This is a genomic window from Lysinibacillus phoenicis (genome assembly GCF_047238325.1).
Lineage (GTDB): Bacteria > Bacillota > Bacilli > Bacillales_A > Planococcaceae > Lysinibacillus > Lysinibacillus irui.
Genome location: NZ_JBDFMP010000002.1, coordinates 4476384 through 4501820, shown reverse-complemented (window position 1 = coordinate 4501820; position 25437 = coordinate 4476384). Strand labels below are relative to the sequence as shown.

28 protein-coding genes, 1 pseudogene, 1 riboswitch and 1 other annotated feature are annotated in these 25437 nt (G+C 37.4%); of the genes and pseudogenes, 3 read left to right on the top strand and 26 right to left on the bottom strand.

Annotated elements, in window-relative coordinates; genetic code table 11:
- Position 1: 1 nt before the first annotated feature.
- From ABC382_RS24110 to comGA, 20 genes and pseudogenes are all read right to left on the bottom strand, one after another.
- Positions 2 to 1291, bottom strand: a complete 1290-nt coding sequence (locus ABC382_RS24110) for a hypothetical protein (protein ID WP_322611555.1) — start codon at positions 1289 to 1291, stop codon at positions 2 to 4.
- The gene (locus tag ABC382_RS24105) at positions 1291 to 2820 is read right to left on the bottom strand and encodes a contractile injection system protein, VgrG/Pvc8 family (protein ID WP_412927232.1); all 1530 of its coding nucleotides are present in this window, start codon (positions 2818 to 2820) and stop codon (positions 1291 to 1293) included. The genes ABC382_RS24110 and ABC382_RS24105 overlap by 1 nt, the downstream gene beginning before the upstream one ends.
- Before the next feature lie 33 nt (positions 2821 to 2853).
- Positions 2854 to 3261: a DUF4280 domain-containing protein gene (locus ABC382_RS24100; RefSeq protein WP_259419288.1), complete on the bottom strand. Its 408-nt coding sequence runs from the start codon at positions 3259 to 3261 to the stop codon at positions 2854 to 2856.
- A gap of 185 nt (positions 3262 to 3446) precedes the next feature.
- Positions 3447 to 4004 (bottom strand): serine protease, encoded by a 558-nt coding sequence (locus tag ABC382_RS24095; RefSeq protein ID WP_274793712.1) that lies wholly within the window; start codon positions 4002 to 4004, stop codon positions 3447 to 3449.
- A gap of 24 nt (positions 4005 to 4028) precedes the next feature.
- Positions 4029 to 5159 carry a pentapeptide repeat-containing protein gene (locus tag ABC382_RS24090; RefSeq protein ID WP_274793713.1) on the bottom strand — a complete coding sequence of 377 codons (1131 nt, stop codon included), beginning with the start codon at positions 5157 to 5159 and terminating at the stop codon, positions 4029 to 4031.
- Between the two features lie 36 nt (positions 5160 to 5195).
- The gene (locus tag ABC382_RS24085; RefSeq protein WP_322611557.1) at positions 5196 to 6620 is read right to left on the bottom strand and encodes a hypothetical protein; all 1425 of its coding nucleotides are present in this window, start codon (positions 6618 to 6620) and stop codon (positions 5196 to 5198) included.
- Entirely contained in the window at positions 6617 to 7303 is a 687-nt protein-coding gene (locus ABC382_RS24080) for a hypothetical protein (RefSeq protein ID WP_322611558.1), read from the bottom strand. The genes ABC382_RS24085 and ABC382_RS24080 overlap by 4 nt, the downstream gene beginning before the upstream one ends.
- 328 nt (positions 7304 to 7631) lie before the next feature.
- On the bottom strand, positions 7632 to 8057 hold the full coding sequence (locus ABC382_RS24075; RefSeq protein WP_274793716.1) for a membrane-associated protease 1: 426 nt from the start codon (positions 8055 to 8057) through the stop codon (positions 7632 to 7634).
- 255 nt (positions 8058 to 8312) lie between these two features.
- Positions 8313 to 8506: pseudogene (locus tag ABC382_RS24070) on the bottom strand (hypothetical protein); the annotation flags it as partial.
- Positions 8507 to 9142: 636 nt separating this feature from the next.
- Complete coding sequence (gene gcvPB / locus ABC382_RS24065) at positions 9143 to 10606, bottom strand: aminomethyl-transferring glycine dehydrogenase subunit GcvPB (protein ID WP_274793717.1); 1464 nt, start codon at positions 10604 to 10606, stop codon at positions 9143 to 9145.
- Positions 10599 to 11945, bottom strand: a complete 1347-nt coding sequence (gene gcvPA, locus ABC382_RS24060; protein ID WP_274793718.1) for an aminomethyl-transferring glycine dehydrogenase subunit GcvPA — start codon at positions 11943 to 11945, stop codon at positions 10599 to 10601. Before gcvPA ends, gcvPB begins: the two co-directional genes overlap by 8 nt.
- A gap of 25 nt (positions 11946 to 11970) precedes the next feature.
- Positions 11971 to 13074, bottom strand: a complete 1104-nt coding sequence (gcvT, locus tag ABC382_RS24055) for a glycine cleavage system aminomethyltransferase GcvT (RefSeq protein WP_412927231.1) — start codon at positions 13072 to 13074, stop codon at positions 11971 to 11973.
- A gap of 261 nt (positions 13075 to 13335) precedes the next feature.
- A riboswitch (glycine riboswitch) is annotated at positions 13336 to 13427 on the bottom strand.
- Between the two features lie 144 nt (positions 13428 to 13571).
- Positions 13572 to 14087, bottom strand: a complete 516-nt coding sequence (locus ABC382_RS24050) for a shikimate kinase (RefSeq protein ID WP_274793720.1) — start codon at positions 14085 to 14087, stop codon at positions 13572 to 13574.
- 20 nt (positions 14088 to 14107) lie between these two features.
- Entirely contained in the window at positions 14108 to 14269 is a 162-nt protein-coding gene (locus ABC382_RS24045) for a hypothetical protein (protein WP_322611560.1), read from the bottom strand.
- A gap of 16 nt (positions 14270 to 14285) precedes the next feature.
- Positions 14286 to 14711 (bottom strand): competence type IV pilus minor pilin ComGF, encoded by a 426-nt coding sequence (comGF, locus tag ABC382_RS24040; RefSeq protein ID WP_322611561.1) that lies wholly within the window; start codon positions 14709 to 14711, stop codon positions 14286 to 14288.
- Entirely contained in the window at positions 14704 to 15021 is a 318-nt protein-coding gene (locus tag ABC382_RS24035) for a hypothetical protein (RefSeq protein WP_274793723.1), read from the bottom strand. The genes comGF and ABC382_RS24035 overlap by 8 nt, the downstream gene beginning before the upstream one ends.
- Positions 15014 to 15451, bottom strand: a complete 438-nt coding sequence (gene comGD / locus ABC382_RS24030; RefSeq protein WP_322606730.1) for a competence type IV pilus minor pilin ComGD — start codon at positions 15449 to 15451, stop codon at positions 15014 to 15016. The genes ABC382_RS24035 and comGD overlap by 8 nt, the downstream gene beginning before the upstream one ends.
- On the bottom strand, positions 15451 to 15789 hold the full coding sequence (gene comGC, locus ABC382_RS24025; protein WP_322611562.1) for a competence type IV pilus major pilin ComGC: 339 nt from the start codon (positions 15787 to 15789) through the stop codon (positions 15451 to 15453). Before comGC ends, comGD begins: the two co-directional genes overlap by 1 nt.
- Positions 15790 to 15799: 10 nt before the next feature.
- Positions 15800 to 16873 carry a competence type IV pilus assembly protein ComGB gene (comGB, locus tag ABC382_RS24020; protein ID WP_274793726.1) on the bottom strand — a complete coding sequence of 358 codons (1074 nt, stop codon included), beginning with the start codon at positions 16871 to 16873 and terminating at the stop codon, positions 15800 to 15802.
- A complete protein-coding gene (comGA, locus tag ABC382_RS24015; RefSeq protein ID WP_412927230.1) occupies positions 16848 to 17867 on the bottom strand; it encodes a competence type IV pilus ATPase ComGA in 1020 nt (339 codons plus the stop codon). Before comGA ends, comGB begins: the two co-directional genes overlap by 26 nt.
- A 326-nt stretch (positions 17868 to 18193) precedes the next feature.
- Between comGA and ABC382_RS24010 the strand changes: the two genes are divergently transcribed.
- Together ABC382_RS24010 and ABC382_RS24005 are read left to right on the top strand one after the other, a co-directional pair.
- The gene (locus ABC382_RS24010) at positions 18194 to 18904 is read left to right on the top strand and encodes a helix-turn-helix transcriptional regulator (protein ID WP_274793728.1); all 711 of its coding nucleotides are present in this window, start codon (positions 18194 to 18196) and stop codon (positions 18902 to 18904) included.
- A gap of 119 nt (positions 18905 to 19023) precedes the next feature.
- Entirely contained in the window at positions 19024 to 19266 is a 243-nt protein-coding gene (locus tag ABC382_RS24005) for a DUF2626 family protein (protein ID WP_004231035.1), read from the top strand.
- 60 nt (positions 19267 to 19326) lie between these two features.
- Here the strand turns inward: ABC382_RS24005 and ABC382_RS24000 are convergent, their stop codons facing one another.
- Positions 19327 to 19971 (bottom strand): MBL fold metallo-hydrolase, encoded by a 645-nt coding sequence (locus ABC382_RS24000; RefSeq protein ID WP_412927229.1) that lies wholly within the window; start codon positions 19969 to 19971, stop codon positions 19327 to 19329.
- Positions 19972 to 20140: 169 nt separating this feature from the next.
- Between ABC382_RS24000 and ABC382_RS23995 the strand changes: the two genes are divergently transcribed.
- Positions 20141 to 20320: a DUF2759 domain-containing protein gene (locus ABC382_RS23995; protein ID WP_274793731.1), complete on the top strand. Its 180-nt coding sequence runs from the start codon at positions 20141 to 20143 to the stop codon at positions 20318 to 20320.
- Positions 20321 to 20370: 50 nt separating this feature from the next.
- Here ABC382_RS23995 and tyrS read toward each other — a convergent pair whose 3' ends face one another.
- The 5 genes from tyrS to rpmG all read right to left on the bottom strand — a co-directional run bounded on the left by tyrS (position 20371) and on the right by rpmG (position 25340).
- Positions 20371 to 21585 (bottom strand): tyrosine--tRNA ligase, encoded by a 1215-nt coding sequence (tyrS, locus tag ABC382_RS23990; RefSeq protein WP_341386572.1) that lies wholly within the window; start codon positions 21583 to 21585, stop codon positions 20371 to 20373.
- A 133-nt stretch (positions 21586 to 21718) separates the two neighbouring features.
- Positions 21719 to 21959, bottom strand: a binding site (T-box leader).
- A 130-nt stretch (positions 21960 to 22089) separates the two neighbouring features.
- Positions 22090 to 23985, bottom strand: a complete 1896-nt coding sequence (locus tag ABC382_RS23985) for an LTA synthase family protein (protein WP_341386573.1) — start codon at positions 23983 to 23985, stop codon at positions 22090 to 22092.
- A gap of 297 nt (positions 23986 to 24282) precedes the next feature.
- Positions 24283 to 24492, bottom strand: a complete 210-nt coding sequence (locus tag ABC382_RS23980) for a YqgQ family protein (RefSeq protein ID WP_412927228.1) — start codon at positions 24490 to 24492, stop codon at positions 24283 to 24285.
- Positions 24485 to 25078 carry a 5-formyltetrahydrofolate cyclo-ligase gene (locus ABC382_RS23975; RefSeq protein WP_322605696.1) on the bottom strand — a complete coding sequence of 198 codons (594 nt, stop codon included), beginning with the start codon at positions 25076 to 25078 and terminating at the stop codon, positions 24485 to 24487. Before ABC382_RS23975 ends, ABC382_RS23980 begins: the two co-directional genes overlap by 8 nt.
- Before the next feature lie 112 nt (positions 25079 to 25190).
- Complete coding sequence (rpmG, locus tag ABC382_RS23970) at positions 25191 to 25340, bottom strand: 50S ribosomal protein L33 (protein WP_008408521.1); 150 nt, start codon at positions 25338 to 25340, stop codon at positions 25191 to 25193.
- Between the last annotated feature and the right edge of the window lie 97 nt (positions 25341 to 25437).

Here is a 25437-nt window from a genome sequence, read left to right as displayed (position 1 = left end):
TTTATTCCTCCTCTGGTGGATGCCACGGACGCCCAGACTCTACTGTTTTATCATGGGCCGTCCTATAGTCCGTTTTAAATATCCCTTCAAATCTTGACTCAAAAAGTTCATGATTTAATAAATCAATATCATTCTTTTTGTGGGTCCCTTTTTGGAGCCTATCCCATGCTTGTGCAATTTCATAATCTGAATCAAAACGTCCAACTCCATGTTCTTTAATGTGCTCTTTGAACAATAAATGATCTTTGATTCTTTGTACCCTTTGTTCGTTCATTCCTGTATTTTTAGCAATAGAATTTACATCCGTTTTGGATTTTCTAAAGGATTCGTACATATCATCCGCTTCATCAAGTCGTTTTAAATATTCATCTACCGAAAGTTCTCTACCACCAGTTTGAACTTTACCCGTACCCTTACTACTACTACTCGAACTGCTAGTAGACTTACCACTTGTTACTCCAGTCGATGTCTTCCCTACTTTTGTTAGTGTTCCAACACCCTTTGTACCAACAACTGCTGTAGCTGTATTTATGGTTGCTTTTGTTCCCCAGTATGCTCGTGAGTAGTCATTACCATGGATAACATCTTTTTCAAAAGAGTCTTTTACTGAACCCGCAATGGTTTTCACGGTTGCCAGTGGATGGGTAGCAAAATTTTTCAAATTATCTTTCGTTTCTTTTAGTACGCCTATCGGATCAGTTACTAATTTTTTCACATCATTGTAGGTGTTTTTAGCTACATCTACAGTTGCATCGAACTTGCCTTTAGATTTTTGTGCTTGTTGGAGGCTCATGTTAAACCCTGTCCGTAAGATTTTTTCTTTGGTAGACATGTCCTTGTTTATTTTGAGTGGCTCCATTTTATCTAACGACTTATAGACTTTAACAGCTTCTTTTGCGGCTACTTTTACTTCCTTTACTGCTTGCTTTGTCTGGTTATAAACGGCTTTCGTTTTGTTTACTGCTTGTTTATAGGTTTTCTTACCCGCTAGGACAGCTCTTTTTACTACTTTCTTAAATTGCTTCGCTATTTTACTTTTGCTTAGTTTATTATAGAGCTTCCGTGCCTTGGTAAAGAATTTACCCCACTTCTTCTTTTTCTTCTTGCGTTTTTTCTTTTTCTTCTTTTTATTGGACTTCCGTTGTTTTTTCTTCGTAGAACTCTTCTTTTTGGAGGATTTCTTAGCGCTCTTTCCTTTCGATCCTCCGCTCTTTCCTTTTTTCTTTCCACCTGGGGAGCCTACTTTCGGAATCATCCCTAGTAAGCTTCCTGCTAATCCTAATAGACCCATTAGGCATCACCCCCACCAACAGGGATCATCCCCATGACGTCTAGGGCTGCCTCCAGGTCTGTTTCCTCTTCTTGCGCAGCGACAGATACAGGGGCTTTAATGGAGCCATCCATCGTCACTATCTGTCCCTGAATATCGGTATTGCCATCAAATACAAGACTGCTTGAGCCGCATGTGAAACGCATCGACTCCGCTGCACTCATGGACACACGTTTTCCGGCAAAGGTGATCGTGTCGTTGGCTTTGACCAGCAAGGATGGCTTACTATGCACAGTGATGCCGCTGTTCTGATGGAGCTGTAGAAAGACGGCGCCCTCCTTGGCGGTAAATGTCACGGACTGTGGGTCTAGCTTCATTTCCTTCCCTTTCGGCGTACCCCAGTAAGACGTTTTGGGATCAGCTGTTTTCGGGTTGGACTCGCCGCCCTTTCGTACACTATGACGAACAACCGCTGCTTCCTCTCGATGTGTTGGGAAGGTTAGGTGGACGCTATCTCCTTCCTCTGGCGGGCTGTAAAAGCCACTATGTCCCTCTGCCGTATAAGGCGTAGCCAGTGGGAACCACGTAGCTTCTTCCTTTTTTTGTGCCTCATCTATACTGAGGTGGACTCGAACCTGATCCTTTTTGACCTCTAATACCTTTCCTTCAATCGCTGTGCCTGGTAGGAACGGAATACTGCGCCTATCTTGACGTATGGCTTTTTCGAACAGCAGATGATACTCATAGGTAAGGATGCCTTGCTTCATGCGGGCGATAGACTTAGCTACTACAAGCTCCTTGCCCTGGAGCAAAACGCGATCACCCAGTTTCAATGTTTTTCTAGATTCTATCACATAGGCAACTGTATCCCGCTCTTCAATTGGCTGCTCGATGTCATTGTACTTACTATGTAAAAACTTAGAGCGATCCTTTAAGATCGTATAATTTGCCACGGAAAGCTTTTCCATTCGCCCTTCTGGTAGGCCAAACCAAAACTTCGGCTTATCAGCATCCACTGCAGCGACTAATACGGCACGAAAATGGGAGGCCATTCGTTGTAAAAATTGCCAATCCGTCTCCTTATATTGTAATATAAATTGCTTAAGAGGAGTAGCTTTCGATACAGTATCAATAACATCTGCACCTGAATAATCTTCTAGCACCTTTTTTATCATCGCCTGATAAGTCATTTTATGATGCTGAAAGGAGCGGTATTTTTTTTTACAATCCAAGGTGAATGTAGATGAAACAGCCTCTAATTCAATTTGATATACTCCCCTTGTCATTCGTATAGCAATTTCTGTTACCTGTCCTTTAAAAAGCGCATGCAGCCGTTGTCCGTTATGTTTTTGATAGACCTCTATTCGATCTGTCGTACTGGCAAGCTGCATACAACTATCTTTCTTTTCCGCAGGGATAAATCCGGTTATTGCTAATCTTGCATGGTCATTCACTGTTTGTGTCAACGTGAGATTATGCAATGTCTGGATTTCATAGGGGGATACGAGTTCAAGCTCACCGTATCCGATTACTTCCTCGTATGTGTTCACATGAATTCCCTTCTTTCCTCAGGGGACAATCGCTCATTCTTGCCCATCATCTTCTACTTTTATCGTTCCACAATACATACACATATTAATCGATTGACTAACTAACGCTGGATGATTTTCAATTAATTGATCATCCTTCCCATTAATCCAGGGCATTGTAATCACAGGAGTACAGGGCATGGGCTTTAAGACACCATTATTGGCAGCTGTAGCTGCCGCAACAGTAGGATTCGCTAATGTCTGGCATAACCCAAATGGTTGAATATTGACATAAGGCTTATAATCCATCGTATTCATCTGCGCCTTATTTTTCGTATAAACACCGTGACTAACTGGCATTTTTAAAATACTCGTTTGATCTCCTTGCGAACAGGATAATTTGGCACCAGCTACGACATAACTCCGTTGGTCGCCACCCTTTGTCTGCATTTCTTCTGACATAGAAAAACAATCCTTTCAATACGTAAGGTGTTACCACTTTTGCTAAACATAAGACTAAACTGCAAAACGTATGCATGACGACTCTTTCTTTAAATTGCTCTAATTTTAATCTCACTATTTTCTCACTAACATTACCTAAAAGGACCTTGCCATCATGTGCTTTAATCCTTTTTCAAGCTCCTCATCTATTTTCCTACAGAAAGAATGTCGTTCCATCTTCCTTCAGTTTGTATTTTTTGTAATCGTATTCCCCGAAAATCTCTGCGTAGAATACTCTCTGCTAATTCAATATTCACCACTATAAACTGTTCTTTAATGCCCTCGATTTGAAAGAATGGATAAGGAGCAGCCAACTGCTCATCTAAGACTAACTTCTTCAACGTACCATCAAGATGAAATTCCGTTTGAGCGGAAAGACAACGCACTTTTGGTGGGATCACCAGCCAATATAAGGTTTGCATTAATTTAGGCATATCCGTGAGAACAACTGCTTTAAATGGCATATTTGGGACATACTTTTCCACTAATTGTTTAACAGCATCAGAAATAAGCATGATTGGCTTTTCTATGAGATCGGTATACACCATCTCGCCTTTTTCTAATACAGGAAATTGCCGTTCAAGTTCCTCTAATTCTTCCATTCTTTCAATTGTTAATAGCTCTTTTTTAATCACTTGGGCGATACCAACAGGTTTCACAGCATTTGTGATACGTTCATCTTGAGATAGAATAAAATAGTTCATCTTTCGTCTCCTTTTTCACACTGTCTACTTCCAAATGACACTAGCTGCCTGGAATGGATCTAGCTTTACATATTCCTGTGCTTCCTTAGAGAAAATAGCCATTTCTAAATTGGCTCCCGCAAAATTAGTATTTCTAACATTTGCCCCCATAAAGCTGGCCCCTCGTAAATTCGCTAGCTCAAAATTGGCGCCTTCTAAATTCGCACCAGTAAAACGAACCGGTAAATAGCCAGGTATTTCCCATTTCTGACGATCTAGCAGACCACTCGCTCCTTGTACCTGTTGAAAATTCGCTCCCTGTAACTGACTATTACTAAAATCCGTCTCATAAATTGTGCTAAAGCTCAAATCCGTGTCCATTAGCTGACTCTCCCGAAAGCTAGTACCAATCAACAGACATTCACGCATATGACAATTGGTTAAATTGGCTTTGTGGAAAAAGGCATAGCGAATATCCAAGCCTTCATATCGCCCACCTGCTAAATTTAAATGGCTAAATACCTCGTATGGATATTCCTCCTCTAGTTGTTCATCTAGCCAAGCCTTTATTTCTTCACTATCCTTCGCTGAAAAATCCTCGCTATAGACAACCTCATTCATATCCATAAACTCGCCTACACGTATCTCGACAGCCACATCTCGATCTAGCGCCAAATACTCTGGACATCGAATAATGTCAGGTAGCGCATATCTAGCGAGACTTATTACATATTGGTGAAAATGTTTGGCGTCCTGAAGTCTAATGCGATCAATATCTGCCTGGGTAATTGCCCCCATAAAAGTTTTGCTATACAAACTTAATTCTTCAATGTATTGCTCTAAAAAATGATGCGCCCAGCCTGCATCATAAGTAGTTAAAAGCGGATGAATATCAAAAAACCATTCTTCATCCGTAGCTTCTACTAAATAGTGAGGGTTGCTCTCTAGTAGCTCTGTACGCAGCATTGAAAACGTAATATGTGCAATCGGTCCTTTCTGTTGAAGCGTTTGCTGTTGTTTTAGTTGCTGACATATTTTTTGAAAAGACATTCTAAAATCATCGGCGAGCTTATCCTTGGAGGCTTGAAAAAAATCCTCGAGCAATAAGAGATATTTCAACCTTCTTTTCTCTACTTCGTTATCATAAAAATGCTGTAAAACTCCCTGTGTCTGCATATAAGTCTCCTTCCTTCTCATTCACACGCAACCATTTTAATTTGCCTTTACTTCCTTCCCAAAAATTTGCACACTGCCATTCATCGTTATTTTACTTTCTTTGCATTGTAAAGAAATTTCTTCCTCTGCAGACAAAAGAATATTCTTACTCGCATTCACTGAAATATCTGCCTCTGAGATAAGTTTAATTTCTTTTTTACTAAATATTTCAATACCATTTGCTTCATTTAGCCGAATAAAAATATCGCCATCCTGTGCGGTAATAACCACTTCAGTTGGACTCATTTTAATTTCTTTACCAAAGGCTGTACGATAATATTTGGTTGAAGGATCATCTAGTTTGTTCGTTGCTGAAGTATCTAAATTTTTTCGTATGGAGCTGCTAGAAATTCCTTCCTCCTCACGATGTGAAGGAAAATAGACATGAACAAAGTCATTGATTTCAGGCATACAATACCAACCACTATGTCCCTCAGCTGTATAGCCCGTAGAATAAAGAAACCAATGTGCTTTTCCTTTATCCTGCTTCTCATCAATCGCTAAATGCACCTTAATATGATCCTTTGCGACTTCTAATACTTTTCCTTCCAGTGATAAACCTGAGATCGCATCGTTAAATAGTTCACTTTTATTCATGCCATTTTTCGTTGACAGCGTATAATAATGTTTCAGCAAGCCATCCTTCATGGTTGTGTATGCTTCACATATATAAAGCGTTTGTTGATGAAAAGTGACATGATCTCCTATTTCCATTACCTTATCTGTTTCCACCTCATAGTATAGAAAGTCATGCTCTCCCATACCTCCATTACCATTCTCTGTATATAGAAGGTAATCTGCTAGTTTTTTTCGGGTAGTATAATGGTAATCTTCTAGCTTGCCTTTAGCTCTACCAGCAGGCACACCAAAATGGAACTTTGGCTTATCAAAGGTAGCAGCAGGCACTAGTCCAGTGTTAAAACGTGAGGCTAGTCTTTTTAAAAATTGCCAATCGGTCTCTCGATATTGCAGGGTAAACTTGTCTAATTTAGCACCCTTTGTTGCTTCATCAATAATGTCAAGACCAGGATAAAAAGGATGTAATAGTTTAAATAAAGACGAATAGGTCATTTCCTTATCCTGATAGGAGCGATTTTTCTTTTTAATGTCTAGCTGATAGGTGCTTGAAGCCGCTTCTACTTCAATATAATAAATGCCACGAACTGAACGAACCTTCACATCTAAAATTACACCTTTAAATAATGGTGAAGGGACACCAAGATGATTAAGCTGATTTACTACAATTGCCGATCTTGCCTCCGTCATTTCTACATAAGTGTCTCTCGCTACTTCAGGCACAATACCAGTAAAACGTAACATAGCATGTTCATTCATTTTTTTTACGATAGTAAGCTCTTGAATACTAATAAGCTCGAAAGGTAGAATTTGAATATTATGATAAGCTGTCACTACACTACTCACCCTATTCCCCCTCCGTTCCTACTATTTGAAGCAAATCGCAAGGATTCCATCATAGCTCTCGCAATCGGACGCCAAGTTTCAAGGTCCTCCTCCATACAATTGAAGGTTCCAATAAGCGCTACCCCTTCGATAGAGGCAAAGAACATTAAATTAAAAATATCGCCATCAATAGCCGGTGTTATAATCTCTAAAAAGCCGACTGTCTTCTCGTCAATCTTCAGGACATCCGTATCAAGCCAATCAGCTGAAGGTTGAGCTTGTTCAAGGATATCAATCATATTTTCTTGAAAAGCAGCAACTCCCTCTTCCTTTAATCGATGTGGAGTCAGGTTGAAGGCAAGATTAATCGATGAGGATTCATCTGTATAAATAAGATTTGGTCGACGGTCCGATGGGTACTTTAAGGCTGCTAATTCAGTAGACATCTTAGAAAATAGTTTTGGCATACGGATCGTCATTTTGCCATCCAATAACGACTGCTCCATCACCCCTACCTTCTCATCATCAATTATGATGTAGCTTTGATAAATATTTACTTTTTCTAAGTCTTGTTTCTCCTGCTCAGATACTGGCTCAGGCTCCTGTTCCTTTTGTAAGGCTACTTGTCGCTGGGCTAGCTCATGTTGCTCCTGCTCTCTCATTTCATTTCTTAATGCAATAATTTTTTCATCTATAAATTTCATCCCAATCACCTTCCGTTTTTTAACCGTTTTTTCATCAACTATATTTCAACCTATTAACTATTATTTGCTTAGTCCCTACACATCCTTCATGACACAGAATTTGAAATCTGCATCCTTTCATTGCCTCAACCATCTCATCAAAGGCATACCTGTTGGCAATGCTTCTCTCTACTTCTTCCTCACTAAAATATGAGTTTGAGTGCTATCTTTTCTATGTATAGGATGTTTTATTTTCCGCCTTTAAAGTAATTTTAGAGAGATTAAAAATAATCTAAGGAACTATAAAAGTTCCTTAGATAATTAGTAAGTGTTTTATCCTGCTGCAATCTTAGACAGCGTAGCCACCCTCGATTTTTGCCAAATCTGTTTTGTCTTTCTTTTGCTTAATAAATAAGAAGAACTCACCGATACCTTCTGTGTCACCATATCTTTCTGTATAATCCACCACAAAAGCATTTGGGAAATGAATTTTTCTTACTACTTGATCAGCTGCAACAACCTCTAAAGTCACTTTACGGTAACAGTCAGCCTTCTCAGCAGGTACTAATGACCATAAACCCAATTTCATCGTATCATCAGAATTATCACCATCCGTAGCCGTTAAAATTTTACCTTTAACTTTTAAAGTGGCTCCAACATCTGTAGAGCGAGCGTTAGAATCATTCGGTGTATCTGTCTCATATTCGACAGTCATGATGCTTTCTAAGCCTAATTCAATTGCTTCTGAACCTTCTACTTTTAATACAAAACCCATTTTCGTACCTCCTAAAATTTGTTGAATCATGACGTCTAACATTCTAAGGAAATCATATTAGCTACAGCTATCTTTTTCACGATGTCGTACCCGTATCGTGAAATAGCTAATTTTCCAATATTAGCAATTAGTCGCTCGATTCATATTTATGTTAAAAGATTTATACATGATAAACCTTAAACATACGACTAAAAAATTGAATAACTGTATGTTTAAACTTGTTAGGCTTTAACAGCACTTGTCCCTTTTGTAATCATTACCTTTATCATTCAGCCATTTACTTTTTTGACTGCTTGGATTATTGCTAAAGAAACGAACGATATTTTCATGCTTAAAGTCACCTGATTGGAAGCGTAAAATTCTTTTATATACGTACTCACCTGTGTTTTGTAAATAGAATCGAATCCATCCTCTTCCATCGCTAGACTTCTAGCTTTATAAATATAAACAATATATAAACATTTAAGAAAAAAATTTACAACAAAAATCAATATGAGGCTAAACTATGTACTAGAAACTCTAATTCTATTTTTATGCATTTTTTATACGAAATTCACTAATGATAGTATGTATCACAAAAGTAACTATACAACACCAAAAATTAATGTCAATATTTTCTATAGAAGATATTGACATTAAAAGCAATTTAAAGTATGTTTAGTAAAAATGTTACATAGTAATAATTATGATATTTTTTCAGTGAATAATGGAATAATCCTATTTTTTTACAAAAAAACAACTAAAGGTTCAATTGTTCTTAGGCCCAAAGCTGTTTTTTAAAATAATCTTCTATATAGGAAAAATGAATAAAAAGTATTAAAAATGTAGTTATATTAGTCTTTTAGAATGAATCTACATAAGATAGTTCTTTAAGCATTTGTACTTCTTCATTTACAACGTCACCCTTTTATCCTTTGTAAAGTTGCATCTAAACAAAATAATCGAAAACCTTGCTCTCCTTTTATTAGTTTCTGCGCAAAAGTCGTCAAGTAGTAATCAATCACTTTTTTCTTCGGCTTTATATCTCGTCATCCTCCCTACAAGGTGCAAAAAACCGCTCACATGAACGTGAACGGTTTTGTAGACTATGCCTTTTGATAACGAAGCACTGGTGTACGAGCAGCGCGTGTTTCGTCTAAACGAGATACGACTGTTGTATGTGGTGCTTCTTGTACAATCGATGGATTTTCTTCTGCTTCTTTCGCAATTTGAATCATTACATCACAGAATGCATCTAACGTTTCTTTAGATTCTGTTTCAGTTGGCTCAATCATTAACGCCTCTTCCACATTTAATGGGAAGTATGTTGTTGGTGGATGGTAGCCAAAGTCTAACAGACGTTTTGCGATATCTAATGTACGAACGCCTTGTTTCTTTTGACGGCGACCAGATAACACAAATTCATGTTTACAGTGACGGTTATATGGAAGATCATAGAATGGCTCTAAACGACGCATCATGTAGTTGGCGTTTAGGACTGCATATTCTGTAACGGCTTTTAAGCCATCTGGACCCATTGTACGAATGTACGTATAAGCACGAACGTTGATACCAAAGTTACCATAGTAAGGTTTTACGCGTCCGATTGATTGTGGACGATCGTAGTCGAAGTGATATGTGCCTTCTTCAGTTCTAACTAATACTGGTTTTGGTAGGAATGGAATTAAGTCTGCTTTTACGCCTACTGGGCCGGAACCCGGACCACCGCCACCGTGTGGACCTGTAAATGTTTTGTGCAGATTTAAATGTACGCAGTCAAAGCCCATGTCGCCAGGACGTGCTTTACTCATTACGGCATTTAAGTTCGCACCATCATAGTACACTTTACCGCCTACAGAGTGAATTAGCTCTGCCATTTCAATAATGTTTTCTTCAAATAAACCAAGTGTATTCGGGTTTGTTAGCATTAAAGCAGCTGTATCAGAACCTACTACTTTACGAAGATCTTCAATATCTACTAGACCATTCTCATCCGATTTAACAGTAATTGTTTCAAAACCTGCTACTGTTGCCGATGCTGGGTTAGTACCATGTGCTGAGTCAGGAACAATGACTTTATTACGGTGTCCCTCACCATTTGCTTCATGGAATGCACGAATCATCATTAATGCTGTCCATTCACCGTGAGCACCTGCTGCTGGTTGTAATGTCACTTCATCCATTCCTGTAATTTCTACTAAAGAAGTTTGTAAATCATAGAGAAGCTCCATTGCACCTTGTGCTGTTGATTCATCCTGTAATGGGTGAACATTGGCAAAGCCTGAAAGACGTGCAACTGTTTCGTTAATTTTCGGATTGTATTTCATCGTACAAGAGCCAAGCGGATAGAAGCCAGAGTCTACTCCGTGGTTTCTACGAGAAAGTGCCGTGTAATGACGCATAATATCAAGCTCAGACACTTCAGGTAATTCTGCCGCTTCAGCACGTACTAAGTTTGCAGGTAATAAATCTGCTAGGTCTACTTCTGGTACATCAAGTGCCTCTAAGCTATAGCCAACACGACCTTCTTTTGAAATTTCAAAAATGAGTGATTGATTTTCGTTATGCATTAAGAGCCCCCATTTCTGCAACTAGTGCATCAATTTCTTCTTTTGTGCGTAATTCAGTAACTGCTATTAGCACATGATTTTTAAGAGAGTCATAATTTTGACCTAATGGATATCCACCGATAATCCCTTTTGCAATTAAGCCTTTATTGATTTCCTTCACACATTTATTCGTTTTCACAACGATTTCGTTGAAGTGGGCACCTTGGAATGCTACTGTAAAGCCTGCTGCTTCAAAGGCATTTTTCGCATAACGTGTTTTCGCAATATTTTGTGTTGCCATTTCACGAATGCCTTGTTTACCTAGAGCTGTCATGGCTACAGAAGCTGCAAGGGCAAGAAGAGCTTGGTTCGAACAAATATTAGATGTCGCTTTATCACGACGGATATGCTGTTCACGTGCTTGTAATGTTAATACATAACCACGACGACCTTCACCATCTACTGTTTCACCAACAAGACGGCCTGGAACCTTACGCATTAATTTTGTTGTTACGGCAAAGAAACCACAGTGTGGTCCACCGAATGCTTCAGAAATACCGAAAACTTGCGCATCCCCTACACAAATATCCGCACCTAGTTTACCAGGAGGTGTTAAAATGCCTAATGCCAGTGGATTAGAAGATACCACAAACAAGCTTTTTGCTTCATGAGCAATATCCCCGATGACTTGAATATCTTCTACTTGACCAAAGAAGTTTGGATATTGAGCAATAACAGCTGCTGTGTTGTCATCAATCATCTCTTTTAATGCATCCACATCTGTCACGCCATCTTTTTGTGGAATTGTCACGATTTCGATCGATTGACCATAGGCATATGTAGCCACAACATCACGATATTCTGGGTGCACTGTTTCAGACACTAAAATTTTCTTACGACGTGTATGACCAGCTGCCAGCATACCTGCCTCTGCTAATGCTGTACCACCGTCATACATTGAAGAGTTAGCGAGATCCATACCTGTTAGCTCAGCAATCATTGTTTGAAATTCAAAGATTGCTTGTAGCTCACCTTGTGAAATCTCCGGTTGATATGGCGTATAAGCTGTATAGAACTCTGAACGAGAAATAACATGATCCACGATGACTGGTTTATAGTGGTTGTAAACGCCTGCACCTAAAAATGATACATTAGCATTTGTGTCCTTATTTTTTGCGGCAAGTGCCGTTAATTCTTTTAATAAAGCAGACTCTGATTTTGCTTCCTTAATGTCATAAAGGCCTTTAAAACGTACTTTCTCTGGAATATCCTCGAATAATTCATCTACTGAGGATACACCGATTACGTCTAACATTTCTTTTTGATCTTGCTCCGTCATTGGTAAATAACGATGTTTCATAAATGTAGGTCCCTCTTTTCAACTATTATTTTGAACGCTTGTAAAACGGTGTTTCTACTGTGATTACCTTTAAGTGCTTACCACGAATTTCGATTTCTAGCTCAGTTCCGATTGTTGCGAATTGACTGTCAATTAACGCGTGACCAACATTACGTTTAGATGAAGGAAGCTGTGTGCCCGTTGTTACTTCACCAATTTCCTTACCATCCTTCAACACTTTGTAACCATGGCGTGGAATTCCTTTATCGATCATTTCAATTCCTACCAGTTTACGAGGAAGACCATTTTCCTTTTGTGCTACTAATGCTTCGTGACCGATAAAGTCTTCTTTATTTAATTTCACAGCAAAGCCAATACCTGCCTCAAGTGGAGAAATTGTTGCTGATAGCTCTTGACCATATAGTGGGAGCCCCGCTTCAAAACGAAGTGTATCACGACAACCAAGACCTGCAGGGACAACGCCTTTATCCTGACCTGCCTCTAAAATTTTTCCCCATAGTGCTTTAATATCTTCTGGAGCACCATATAATTCAAAGCCATCTTCACCTGTGTAGCCACTACGAGAAACTAATACTTTATGGCCTGCCACTTCAACATCCTCTTGGAAGCGGAAAAATTTAATGGCACTCACATCAGTTGAAGTTAAAGATTGCAGCACTTCTTCTGCTAACGGACCTTGAAGTGCAATTTGTGCATAGGCATCTGATTGGTTATCAATCGTCACATCATATTGATGTTGATTTTCCATCATCCAATCATAGTCCTTTTCGATATTTGCTGCATTAACACATAATAAATAGTGATTGTCCGCTAATTTATAGGTTAATAAATCATCAACAACGCCACCATTTTCATAGCACATAGCTGTGTATTGTGCTTGGCCCGCCACTATTTTTGACACATCATTTGACAAAAGTTTTTGTAAAAATTCTAATGCATCTGGACCAGTGACTAAAATTTCACCCATATGTGATACATCAAATAACCCTGCACGATGACGCACTGCATCATGTTCTTCCTTAATAGAAGAGAATTGAACAGGCAATTCCCATCCACCGAAGTCAACCGTTTTCGCACCGTACTTCGCATATTCTTCAAATAGAGGTGTACGTTTTAATTCGTTCGCCATTCTTTTTTGCCCCCTTATTGTTAATTACATTTTTACTAGTAGTAGTTCGTCTGCTTTTTGTAGTAGTACAGTCCATGCGCTTTCTTGCTCGCATATATACTTGTAGACATAAAAAAAGACAGACGAACCCCTTTTCGGGATTCTCTGTCCTTGCACCTGAAAGTTACACCAGACTAGCTCGCAATGCTTTTACCATTGCCAATTAGTCGGCTTTCCCCTTTGGTGGCTGTTATTGTTATACTACAGCTCTCTCCAGAGTTGCGTCTTGTACGAGTCCTTTTACCTGAGAGATTCATAGCCATTACTACTTGCTCCTTCGGTGGCGTCTATACGCGCTCTCCCCGCACAATCATCCGCCCAAGATAGATCTTGGTACTATTTAGTATTCAATGAACATTTAGTTACTTATTTGTCTATATCCTAACATTAAATGCATTGAAAAGGCAATCATTTTTTAAAAGATAATAAAATACGAACATTATTTTAATAAAATTGTATTATCGTTCGTTTTTTAATCTTTTCACTTGAAATACTAAATACTCTAGAATTTGGCGAATCGTTCTGCCTTCTGTCAGTACTTGGATATGTCCTGCATCACGATAAAACTTTCTTCTGTAATGATACAGACTTTCTAATTCTTCCTTTGTGGAGCTCTGTACAATGGGTCTGTTTGGATCATGCTGTATTCGTTTATAAATATCTTCAAAAGACGCATCTAGAAAAAATACTAATCCACTACGTCTCATAATTTTTCGATTTTCAGCATTTATGGCAACGCCACCACCTGTGGAAATAATACATGCCTCATTTCGGAAATTTTTTAAAAATTCTGTTTCTATTTCCCGAAAGCGGGCCTCTCCGTATTTTTCAAAAATCTGTGGAATTGTCATCCCCTGCTGACGCACGATCTCATGATCCATATCATAATATGGCATCTTTAATAAATAGCTTAAACGTCTTCCTAACGCACTCTTTCCACTACCCATAAACCCAACTAAATATATTTTTCGCAATTCGAATCACCTTCTTATAACTACGATTCTACACTGTCTGACAAAATTTGTCCTAATAAATTTATCGTAGCTCGAACATTCAATTTTTCTAGCCCATCATATGTTCGAAACTGCATTTCATAAGACATACAATACGCAAGAACAAAAGTAGTTACAAAAAATAATAATGCAATTGCGATCAAAAAAATAGCCCCTCTGTCATTTTTCAATAATTGGCACATAGAAGCTCCGCTCCTTTTGAACACCACTAGCCATTTCGACAGCTACTGTCAGCATATTTTCTGTATAGTTAAATTGACATCGATTGAGTCCTATTAGCATAGGAACATGTCCACCGTTTACTTGTTCACGAATAATATTCGAATAACAATCAATATGATGCAGTGTATTTGCTGTTTGAAAAGTCATTCTTTTGTGATCTGCACGAACTGAAAATGTAGAAACATCTTGTAGAGCATGATTTAAATCAGAGACAAATAGTTCCCATTTTGTTTGTTCATCCGATAACACCGTTGATTTCATTTCAGCAAACCATAATATGACGAGGACAAAAAGATGAGAAATTAGCACAAAAACAACTAATTGAAACATGGCTTCTAATAATGTATAGCCCTTGTCATCCATGAGCTTCACCATTGACGTTGATACATTTTTGGCGTAGCTCACGTGTATTTTGAAATCGAACACAAACGTCCTGTCCATCAAATATCCAATGGTAATCAACTTGTTCAATCGTTCTAGTGCCTTCTGTTTGTTGCTTTGCTTGATATTGTTTTATGCCCTCATAGGCAGTTTCAGCTGCAATCACCTCTAGTTTTTTATTCAGTAGATTTGTCTTCATTGTATAGGTAATGGGTAATAATGATGTGCAAAGTAATGTAAAAATACCCATAGCTAAAATAGTTTCCGCAAATGAATAGCCTGACTCATTCAATCCTAGCTCTCCCTCTCCCTATCGTTATGATTACTTTTTTCTTTCCCCAAGATGTTTTAAAGGCAATGGTGCCGGCTGACAAAACGTTCCCATTGTAATTATAAATAAGTGTATGAATCGAACTCTCTGCAGGCAAAAACTCAACCCCTTTAGGAAAAGGACGTTCATATAAAGTCGTATAAAAATCTTTTTGAATGACATAACGATTCGTTGAACTTTCCATTTTCAAGGCGATATATTGGCGTTGGCTCATGCTGTACGTCTGTATATATTGAATATCGAGTTGCATTTGCGTAAAAAATCGTTCTAATTCCTTCATTTCCGCTAATTTGAATGAAAATTTACTAACGATCGCTGTTAAACTCATGATAAGAAATAAGACAATAAGGATCTCGAGAAGCGTAAAACCACCATTTTTATTACCGATCATCAGCTATCAGACCCAGTCTCCAAGCTAGCATTAGCTGGACGTACCTCTCCGTCACTTGTAATCTTAATTTCCTCTTTATTCGGGCATGTCGTTTCATTTTCTTTTAAATAACCTTCTGCAACTAAATCGTCTAATGTAGGATAGGCCATAAAATCTACACGATAGGCCTCCACCTGACCTTGCACCATAGAGATATAAGCTGCACAGCCCTTCTTATCTATTGTGGCAAAATGCTTTGTAACATTTGGAATAGTAATCAGAATAAGGATCGATATGATTAATAAGACAATTAGCATTTCGATTAAAGTGAAACCAGCTTGCCGATTGATACGTTTCATTTTTTTCCTCCTAAACTAATTCAATCATATGATAGATTGGTAATAATAAACTGACATAGGCTGCGACAATACATATAGCAATGAGGATAAAGAAGGTTGGTTGCACAAACGCTAGTATTTTTTGCAAAAGTTGCTCTTGTTTTTCCATTAATAATTCACTGTACAATACTAATTCTTTTCCTAAATAACCGCTTTGCTCGCCGTGCTCTACAAAAACCGGGAAATCCTTCTGGAAAACAGCCATCACGATAACCGCTTGTGTTAAGGACTCACCAAAAATGACTCTTTCTTTAATACGTTGCGAAAGAATTTGAAGAAAAGGTTGTAGTTGTTGATCCTCAAGCAATTGGAGACTTGCTTGTAATGAAAATCCACTTTGCAGCAAACTTCCTAAATAAGCAGCAAATTGTCTTGTCAAAGCTAACCTGATATAAAATTGAATGAAGGGAATTTTTAATAATATTGATAGTTGGTAGGCAATGGACTGTCGTTTGAGATAGAGGTGAAAAATTAATAAGCTACCTGTTATTATGACTATCGTAAGAATGACGATATCTGGAACATGTAATAACATGTTGGATAAAGCAATACTTGATTCGCCTGATTCATTCGTTCGGCTAACAACCATCCTCTCGATATTTGGCAAGAAAATTGTTCGAAACACAAAAAATAACAATAGTAAAAATAAGATAAGTGTTACTGGATAGACAAGAAGCTTCATTAGTTTTTTCTTTGTCTTCTCACTTACCGTTATCTGCTTAGCCACACCCTGTAAAGCTTCTATCATATGGCCATTATTTTCTGCAACTGTGACTGACATTAAATAATGTTTAGCAAGCTGTAATGTTTCAAGTATCCCTGTAACACCTACTCCTTGCCTAAGTTTTTCATCAATTTGCTGCTGAATGTCCTCATGGGCCTTAATATGATGAGGTAGGAGCATTGAAATAGCTTGTGGTAATAAATAACCTTCCTGCAATAGCACACATAAACGATTAAAAAATTGTGCCTGCTCCCTTAATCTCCATTTTGTAGCTCTATTGTAATAAAACATAAATTTATCGATGTATGTTTGTAGCTGCATAACGTCTCTCCACTAGTTCTTTTTGCCCCATTAATGTGAGGTTATATGGAAGCTCATAGTTCCCCTGTTCTTTAATAGCCATAATGGCTCTTGTTAGATGTATATCATGTAAAATTTCAAAGACTGCACGTCGTTCATCATGTATAGCTGACACCTGTAAAAGTTTTTGCGCCACAATTCCGATAACGGTTTGGCGAAGTTCCTCTATTGTCACACCTAAGTCCATTAATCGATAAAGACAGCTAATTGAATCTTTTGCATGAATTGTGGAGACAACTAAATGTCCTGTTAAAGACGCTTGAATAGCAATTTTCGCTGTTTCTTTATCCCGTATTTCACCAATCATAATCACATCAGGTGAGTGGCGTAAAATGGCTTTTAATCCCGTAGCATATGTAACGCCTGCTCGCTCATTTACCTGGATCTGAAGTAGATTTGCTTGGCTATTTTCTACAGGATCTTCTAAGGAAATCACATGTCGATTTAATTCTGTTGAGCAATAGTGAAGTAAGGAATAAAGTGAAGTAGATTTGCCAGAGCCTGTTGCCCCCGTAAAAAACAAAAGACCTTGTTGGCTTTGCACAAGCTCCATTAATTGATGTGCTGCACTTTTGGAAAAACTTAAGGAAGTTAGTGGGAATGCATGATTTTGGAGAAGTAAACGGATAATTAAGCTTTCTTTTAAAAAGACGGAAGGTAATGTAGAAACACGAAAGGCGTATGGATTTTGCTCCATCGCTTTTTGAAAGGAGCCACTTTGAGGTTTTCGTCGCTCACTAATATCTAATTCCGCAAGAAATTTATAGTAGGAGATCATTCTCTCCGCAAGATCGATCGGAAGCTCGCCAGCTTGAAGAAGCTTATCATATTTTCGAAAATAGATCCGATATGTTGTATTGCTTGGAACGAGTAATAAATCGGATGCACCAAAATGATAAGCCTTTAGTAAAAGTTGCTCACATCTTTGTTCAACAGCTGTTTCAAAACTCTGCATATATGCACCTCTCTTCTAGTTCATTCGAATATGACCGCTCTATTCGTTATTTCCTAGTATAAAGAGGAAAAGTGCACGAGAAAAGCCCTTTTCTGAAAATAAAAACTTGTTATACATTTTACTATCAATTATGTTTTTTGCTATAAAAGTGTGGATAAAATGCAATTTTCCACTAAAAAGGAACATAAATACATGAAAAAATTAATATTTATGCCAAAATGAATGTATCTTTTTCAATAATACAATATAATAGAATCAACATGATTATTTTCCTAACACTTGGTAGATGAACATAATTTTTATAAAAACTTAAAGAGGTGAAACACATGATCCATCCATTGAAAATTACGAGTACACTTGCTGATGAAACAAGATACTCTATTTATGAGTATATATTGCAAGAGAAAAAAACAGTCACAGTACAACATATAGCTGATCAATTTGGTATCCATCCAAACGTTGCCAGACTTCATTTAACGAAACTTTCGGAAATCAATATTATTTCTGCTGATTATGTAAAAACAGGTAAAGGTGGAAGACCTGGACGAGTTTATAAAGCTTCAGAGAAAGGTGTATCACTAACATTTCCTAGACGTGACGAAGATCGTTTATTAAAATGGACGATTCAATTAATTCAAGATGTCGGACCATCTGCGTTAACGAAGTGTCAAGAAATTAGCTACCAAGACGGCTACCAGCAAATGAAAAATTATATCAGTGCTGAAATGACATTAAATAATTCTCTTTCCTTCGATGAAAAGCTTCAGTTATTAACTGACAATGCCGCATTAATCGGCTATATTCCACAAATTCAACAAACTGAACTTGGAAAAAAAGTGATATTCTCCATTTTTAATTGTCCATTCCAGGAGCAACTGACAGCACATTCTGAAATTGTTTGTTCATTACATGAATCCTATTTAAAAGGACAATTAGATGCTCTATTTTCTAATAATGAACTTGTGCAAGTTGAAAGTATGATACATAATTGTGATTTATGTAAATATGAAATAAACGTGACAGAAATCGATCACTAGTTTAAAAATCCATTTGTTTGTCACAAAGATCGGAGAAGTTCCAGTTTACAGACACCTTTCATATCATTTATAATGAGTAAGAGATTATTGTGTCGTGGGCAAAAGGAGGGGAAATCTTCATGGATAATATGTATAAAGTTATGGCATTCTGGACAGGTATTTTTGCCGTTATGTTCTACCTTGGTGGTATGAACGAGGTATCGCTATTATTCTTAGGTAATACAGGTTTATTCTTATTATTAGGCTTCTTAAACCTTTCAGAACGTATGTACATGTACATTTTCGGAGCATATTTAACTGTATTCTTCGCTGGCTTCACGTACTATACAACATTCATTCACGTACCTGGTGGCGGTCATTAATACAAAAAATCGCGTATCTCACTACAATTGAGATACGCTTTTTTATATGATGCGGCCTTTTTAAAATCCATTTAAAAATGGATTTGTCTCCATTTCTGCACCTACAGTCGTATAATTACCGTGTCCAGGATAGATAATAGTATCCTCTGGTAATGACAGTAATTTATTATGGATTGAATCCAATAATATTTTTGTCGATCCACCCAATAAATCTGTACGTCCGACACCTTGTTCAAATAACGTATCTCCTACAATCACAAAACCATCTTGCTCAAAAATATAGGAAATACTACCAGGTGAATGTCCTGGTGTAAAAACAGCCTGAAAAACAAAATTACTAATTTCAAATGGCTGTTCTTCTTTGATGATGGTGTCTTGCGCTGGTGCAGCTACTCGATAATCTGGTAATGCAGCATATTTACTAGAGCCATTCTTAGTAGGATCTCCTAGCCAGCTAACTTCCTTTTCGTGAATCCATACTGGGACATCAAACACTTCACGCACAGCATCAACGGCTCCGATATGGTCAAAATGGGCATGCGTTAAAAAGATAGCTAACGGTTTTAAACCATTGCTACGGATTGTTTTAATAAGACGCTCCGCTTCCTCACCTGGATCAAATATAATACATTCTTTTTCTTTATTCGATACGATATAGCAATTCGTTTGGACCGGTCCAAGAGAATAACTTCGTATGTTCATCATAGTTATCACCTCAACTTTCTATTATACAGGCTTTGCCACAATTTGACGATAAATGTTCATAGTTTGCGCTATTTTAGTTCTCGACAAAAATAAGTAGAACGTTTACAATTAAGGAGGAATATTGTTTGCGACATTCATTTTCTGATGTCGAAAGGAGTGTCTATTTTTAATGAACTTATTAATGGTTATTTTTGGTCTAGTAGCGATTTTAGCTGTAGTTGGTACATTCCAAGCAATTAAAGAAAAGAACCTATTAAGCGTTGTTTTCAATTTATTAAGTGCTGTTGTATTTGGATGGTTCGTCATCATGACAATTGTTCACAGCGGTTACCCACCAACATTACACTAAAATTTTAGACAGAAAAAGAGCAGTCTCCACGGAGATTGCTCTTTTTTTCACTACTTATTTAATTTAAGGAATCGTTTCTTACCAATTTGTATCACATCATCATTCATTAGGACGCGCGAAAGGTCATCTAGCGCTAATTTTTCTCCATTCAAAGATACCCCATTTTGCTTGATTAACCGTAAAAACTCACTTTTACTTTGAATATAATCCATTGCCACTAATTGGGGAAGGATATCCTCTACCCTTTCCTTATCAATCTCTAAGAGTAAAACGGGAATGTTTTTCGGTATTTCCTTTCGTTGAAATGCTGCTTCAAAGTAAGTTCTCGCTTCCTTCATTGCTGCAACTCCATGGTATAAAGTCGTTATCACTTCTGCTAATCGCAATTTCAGATCGCGGGGATTCTCTCCCTTTTGAAGTTTATCTTGAATGGCCTGCACTTGTAGTGGGTGCTCATCCGTTGCTAATTCGAAATATTTTACGATTAATGCATCAGGTACTTCCATCACCTTTTTAAACATCATTTCAGGTGCTTCATTGACACCAATATAATTACCTAAACTTTTACTCATTTTTTCAATGCCATCTAATCCCTCCAGTAGTGGCATAAAAATGGCAACTTGTTTTTCTATCCCTCGCTGCTTTTGTAAGTTTCGCCCCATTAATATATTAAACGTTTGGTCTGTTCCCCCTAGCTCAATATCAGCCTCTAGCTCCACCGAATCATATGCTTGCATAAGGGGGTAAAAAAATTCATGCATGCCAATGGGTACGTGCTGCTTGTAACGTTTCTGAAAATCCTCACGCTCTAAAAGTCGAGCAACAGATGTTGTGGCTGCTAGCTGAATGACTTCTTCAAACGACAGCTTTGCTAACCATTCACTATTAAAACGAACCGTTGTCTTGTTCTTATCTAACACTTTAAAAATTTGCTCACAATAGGTTTGGGCATTTTTCTTCACTGTATCGTCATTTAAGGCTGTTCGCCCTTTTGCTTTACCTGTAGGATCGCCAATTCGTCCTGTAAAATCACCGATAACAATAATTGCATGATGACCTAAATCCTGCATTTGCTTAATTTTTCGAAGAACGACTGCGTGACCTAAATGAATATCTGGTGCGGATGGATCAAGTCCTAATTTAATTGTTAAAGGCTGCTGTTTTTTAAATGATCGTTCTAATTTTGCACGTAATTCCTGCTCATCAACGATTTTATCGACACCTTTCTTGATGATCACGAATTGCTCCTCTGGTGTTAAAAACATACAAAACATCTCCTTGTAATATTAAAAATTAATATTGCAAGATCTATAAGAGTTACTTGGGAACCATTAGGAAATAATATCCTCACTTTGTTTAGTTCGCTTCAAACACAAAAAAACGCCTTTAGGATTATTCCTAAAGGACGTTCATGAACGTGTTACCACCTTTTTTCGAGAACTACTCACATAGCTCTCCTCTAAAAGTACAGCCGAAGCGATACCCCTGCAATGATTACGGATGCAACCCCGTCGTAGCCTACTAAATTTTCGGTACGCAGCTCCAAGATGTATTCACTTTAATATCCCTTGCGCCTCTCAACATCCGGCTACTCTCTGTCAGTTCCATTAAAGTTACTCGTTCTTTTCCATGCCTTTACTCTTATACTCCGAAATGCGAAAAACAAATCTTCGTTATGCATATATTTACACTTATTATAATCATATATCCCCTTTTGTCAATAATAATGTAAAAAAGAGAGACCTCGTCATGAGATCTCTCTAATATGATTATTTAACTGAATCCTGCTTTAAATTACCTGTTTTTTCATCATAGAAACGAAGCAAGTCACCATTAATAATCGCATCGGAATTTTCTAGCTCCATTGTGGCACGATCAGCATATGATTGACATGGCTCACCTTCTATTTCTTCGCCAGTTACTTTGTCATAGCAAGCTTCACCAGCATAAACGTATTTATCTGTGATAAAGCGTCCATCACGGAAAATAACAAAGTCCTCATGCTCTGGAGAGAATAAATCTGCCCCCATTTGCATATCTTTTGACGTTTCTACGCCAAGAAGGTGTAAGATTGTTGGACGTAAATCCATTTGTCCTGAAATCTCTGTCATTTCTTTACCATCACCAGATCCTGGGATATGGATGAATAAAGGTACTTCTTGCAGTAATGCATTATCAAATGGTGTGATTTGTTCTTTCCCTAAATATTGTGCCATTGCTTTATTATGGTTTTCAGAAATACCATAATGGTCACCATACATAACGATAATAGAGTTATCATAAACACCTTGATCTTTTAACTGTTGGAAGAAATCTTTTAGAGCTTCATCCATGTAGCGTACTGTTTGGAAGTAACGATTTAAAGTACCAGAGTTCGAATCATATTCAGGAATCATAATATCTTCCGGGTCCAATGTAAATGGATAATGGTTCGTTAGCGTGATCAGTCTTGAATAGAATGGCTGTGGCATATCTTTCATTAAATTAGCTGATTGCTCTAAGAATGGAGTATCTTTCATACCCCAGTTTACAGCTTGCCCTTCTTCAACCGTATATGAATCTATATCGTAAAATTTATTGATTTTTAATGATTGATACATCATGTCACGGTTCCAGAAAGATTTATTATTCGGGTGCATAACATTTGTAAAGTAACCATTTTCTCCAAGGCGTTCTGCCATTGAGTTATACGTATTTCCACCATGCGTGAAAAATACTGCTCCACGGCCTAAACCAAACAAGGAGTTTTCTAAAATAAACTCTGAGTCAGATGTTTTTCCAAGGCCTGTTTGGTGATAGAAATTACTGAAATAATACGTATCTTTATCTTTTGTTAAAGAGTTTAAGAATGGTGTCACTTCATGACCATTCATATCATTATTAATGACAAAGTTTTGTAAGGACTCCATAGACACAACAATTAAGTTGCGACCTTTATATTTCCCAAACATTTCTGGGTTAATGGCTGCCTGATTTGAACGAATATAGTTATTAACTTCAACTAGTTCACTACCATCCGCTAACGCACGTTGCGCAGATGATTTCGATTGAATATAAATGTCATACAAATGGTAATTGTATGTACCAATATTCTTCACTAATAATTCGCGGTCAAAACTACGTGTTAGTAATTGTGGACGCTCTGTTTCTGCTAATCCTAAATTTAAAAATGTCATTGCTACTGCCAATACAAAGAAAGCACGTCGGAACTCAACATTCACTTTAAATGCTTCTTTCATTTTTGGTAAAAATTTATTTGCTAAGATTAAAATAATGACATCAACGAAATATAATACATCCCAAGGTTCAACAATGGCTGCTACGGACGTTCCTAAGTCACTAAAGTTGCTTGTTTGGAATAATACTGGCAGCGTAATAAAGTCATTGTAGAATCGATAGAACGCTACATTTCCGTATAAGACAATGGACAAAATAACGCTGACCGTTATCAGATAACGATTTCTAGCTTTTGCTGATTTAAAAAATAGTGATAAACCATACGTAAATAGCAAAAAGCTTAATGGATTAATAAACAAAATAAATTGTTGCATGGCATTTTCAATTTTCATCTCGAAGCTTGTGTGGTAAACAATGACCGTTTTGATCCATGTTGCTATAATTGCTAGTATCATAAATGAATGTTTAGGCCACTTTATTGATTTCATTCCTAACATCCTCCCTACTTCCTTACAAAAAAATAATAATTTTTTACATTTTGTTACGGAAACAAAATATATCTTAAACTTTTTTTTACAGATAATCAACACATATCTGCCTGAAATTTTTTTCTCCTGCTCTTCTATGCGTCTCCTTGCTGTTCTATGCGCCAGATATCTATATATACGTTTTGAATTGTAAAAAGTTTCGTAAAAACACAAAAACAGCGGAAATCCACTGTTTTAAGAATATTACATACATGTTACATTAACTTTACAATACCCATTTACATGATATTTCAAACATTACTTTTTATTCTCTTCCATACGAAGTCTTGTTGTTTCTTGTCGAATGACTAGTAATGCCATTTGATAATCTTTTATGTCTAGTACATTTGCTTTATAAAGCTCGCGTATTTCATCCTCCATTAACATCAAATCGCCAATCGGATCCCGCGTATAAATATAAGTACCATAGGTTTTCAAGAGTTCATAAATATCTAACATTTTATCCATTTTCGTTCGCTCCTCGTTGTCCTAGACAATCAATACGTTTTGAGGGTGTCACAATGATGTCTACTGGGCAATCATGTTCTTCGGTAGGAACACGATCAATGATTTGCTCATCAAAGAGCATGGACAGTAGCTTACCCTTTTTATAGTTTAATACATAGCGATCATAATAACCACCGCCATAGCCGATTCGATAGCCATATCGGTCAAAAACTACGCCTGGAACAAGGATAACATCCATTTCATTTGCGTCAACAAACTCACATCTTTCTGGAATAGGCTCACGCAAATGCATATATATAGTTTCAAGTTGGGCAAAAGAGTCAATTGCGTAAAATGACATTTCTCTTGTTTTCGGGTGGCATTTTGGAACAGCGACCTTTTTACCAAGTTGCCATAATTCCTCAATTAGAAGAAATGTGTCGACTTCAGGCTTATTTGAAATGGTCAAACCAATTGTATTTGCTTCTATTATATATGGTTCCTGTAGCACCTTTTTTACTATAGCTAAAGATTGACTATGATATGTATTATCGCTCATTGTCGAGAGTGCTTCTTTCACCTTGTTACGTAAAGTTGTTTTATCCATCCAGGCTACCTCCTATATAGTAAAACTTGAATCAACTTAGAGTCTTTCCATCAAAATGGTTTCCTAAAATGTAGAAAGCCAAAACCACTTGTGGTTTTGGCTTAATGAGCGATTACTTAGTTTCACGGTGAAGAGTGTATTTCTTCTCGCGAGAGCAATATTTTTTAAGTTCAAGACGCTCTGGATTGTTACGCTTGTTCTTTTTAGAAATGTAGTTACGTTCGCCGCAATCTGTGCAAGCTAAAGTAATGTTTACGCGCATCATTAACCCTCCCACTCTATATCAAGAATTTAAATTTGAGCATGATTTATACGACTAACCTATTATAACATAAACTGAAAAAAAATCTACCTTCATT

Bases quoted from the DNA above. Each gene is read 5' to 3' on its own strand.
- ABC382_RS23985 (WP_341386573.1), bottom strand. From the start codon at position 23,985: ATGAAATCAATAAAGTGGCCTAAACATTCATTTATGATACTAGCAATT.
- ABC382_RS23975 (WP_322605696.1), bottom strand. From the start codon at position 25,078: ATGGATAAAACAACTTTACGTAACAAGGTGAAAGAAGCACTCTCGACA.
- ABC382_RS24110 (WP_322611555.1), bottom strand. From the start codon at position 1,291: ATGGGTCTATTAGGATTAGCAGGAAGCTTACTAGGGATGATTCCGAAA.
- ABC382_RS23995 (WP_274793731.1), top strand. From the start codon at position 20,141: ATGAACTTATTAATGGTTATTTTTGGTCTAGTAGCGATTTTAGCTGTA.
- ABC382_RS24080 (WP_322611558.1), bottom strand. From the start codon at position 7,303: ATGAAATTTATAGATGAAAAAATTATTGCATTAAGAAATGAAATGAGA.
- tyrS (WP_341386572.1), bottom strand. From the start codon at position 21,585: ATGTTTTTAACACCAGAGGAGCAATTCGTGATCATCAAGAAAGGTGTC.
- ABC382_RS24010 (WP_274793728.1), top strand. From the start codon at position 18,194: ATGATCCATCCATTGAAAATTACGAGTACACTTGCTGATGAAACAAGA.
- ABC382_RS24000 (WP_412927229.1), bottom strand. From the start codon at position 19,971: ATGATGAACATACGAAGTTATTCTCTTGGACCGGTCCAAACGAATTGC.
- comGD (WP_322606730.1), bottom strand. From the start codon at position 15,451: ATGATCGGTAATAAAAATGGTGGTTTTACGCTTCTCGAGATCCTTATT.
- comGF (WP_322611561.1), bottom strand. From the start codon at position 14,711: ATGGATGACAAGGGCTATACATTATTAGAAGCCATGTTTCAATTAGTT.
- comGB (WP_274793726.1), bottom strand. From the start codon at position 16,873: ATGCAGCTACAAACATACATCGATAAATTTATGTTTTATTACAATAGA.
- gcvPA (WP_274793718.1), bottom strand. From the start codon at position 11,945: ATGAAACATCGTTATTTACCAATGACGGAGCAAGATCAAAAAGAAATG.
- ABC382_RS24090 (WP_274793713.1), bottom strand. From the start codon at position 5,159: ATGCAGACACAGGGAGTTTTACAGCATTTTTATGATAACGAAGTAGAG.
- ABC382_RS24005 (WP_004231035.1), top strand. From the start codon at position 19,024: ATGGATAATATGTATAAAGTTATGGCATTCTGGACAGGTATTTTTGCC.
- ABC382_RS24075 (WP_274793716.1), bottom strand. From the start codon at position 8,057: ATGGGTTTTGTATTAAAAGTAGAAGGTTCAGAAGCAATTGAATTAGGC.
- ABC382_RS24100 (WP_259419288.1), bottom strand. From the start codon at position 3,261: ATGTCAGAAGAAATGCAGACAAAGGGTGGCGACCAACGGAGTTATGTC.
- comGA (WP_412927230.1), bottom strand. From the start codon at position 17,867: ATGCAGAGTTTTGAAACAGCTGTTGAACAAAGATGTGAGCAACTTTTA.
- gcvPB (WP_274793717.1), bottom strand. From the start codon at position 10,606: ATGCATAACGAAAATCAATCACTCATTTTTGAAATTTCAAAAGAAGGT.
- gcvT (WP_412927231.1), bottom strand. From the start codon at position 13,074: ATGGCGAACGAATTAAAACGTACACCTCTATTTGAAGAATATGCGAAG.
- ABC382_RS23980 (WP_412927228.1), bottom strand. From the start codon at position 24,492: ATGGATAAAATGTTAGATATTTATGAACTCTTGAAAACCTATGGTACT.
- comGC (WP_322611562.1), bottom strand. From the start codon at position 15,789: ATGAAACGTATCAATCGGCAAGCTGGTTTCACTTTAATCGAAATGCTA.
- ABC382_RS24095 (WP_274793712.1), bottom strand. From the start codon at position 4,004: ATGAACTATTTTATTCTATCTCAAGATGAACGTATCACAAATGCTGTG.
- rpmG (WP_008408521.1), bottom strand. From the start codon at position 25,340: ATGCGCGTAAACATTACTTTAGCTTGCACAGATTGCGGCGAACGTAAC.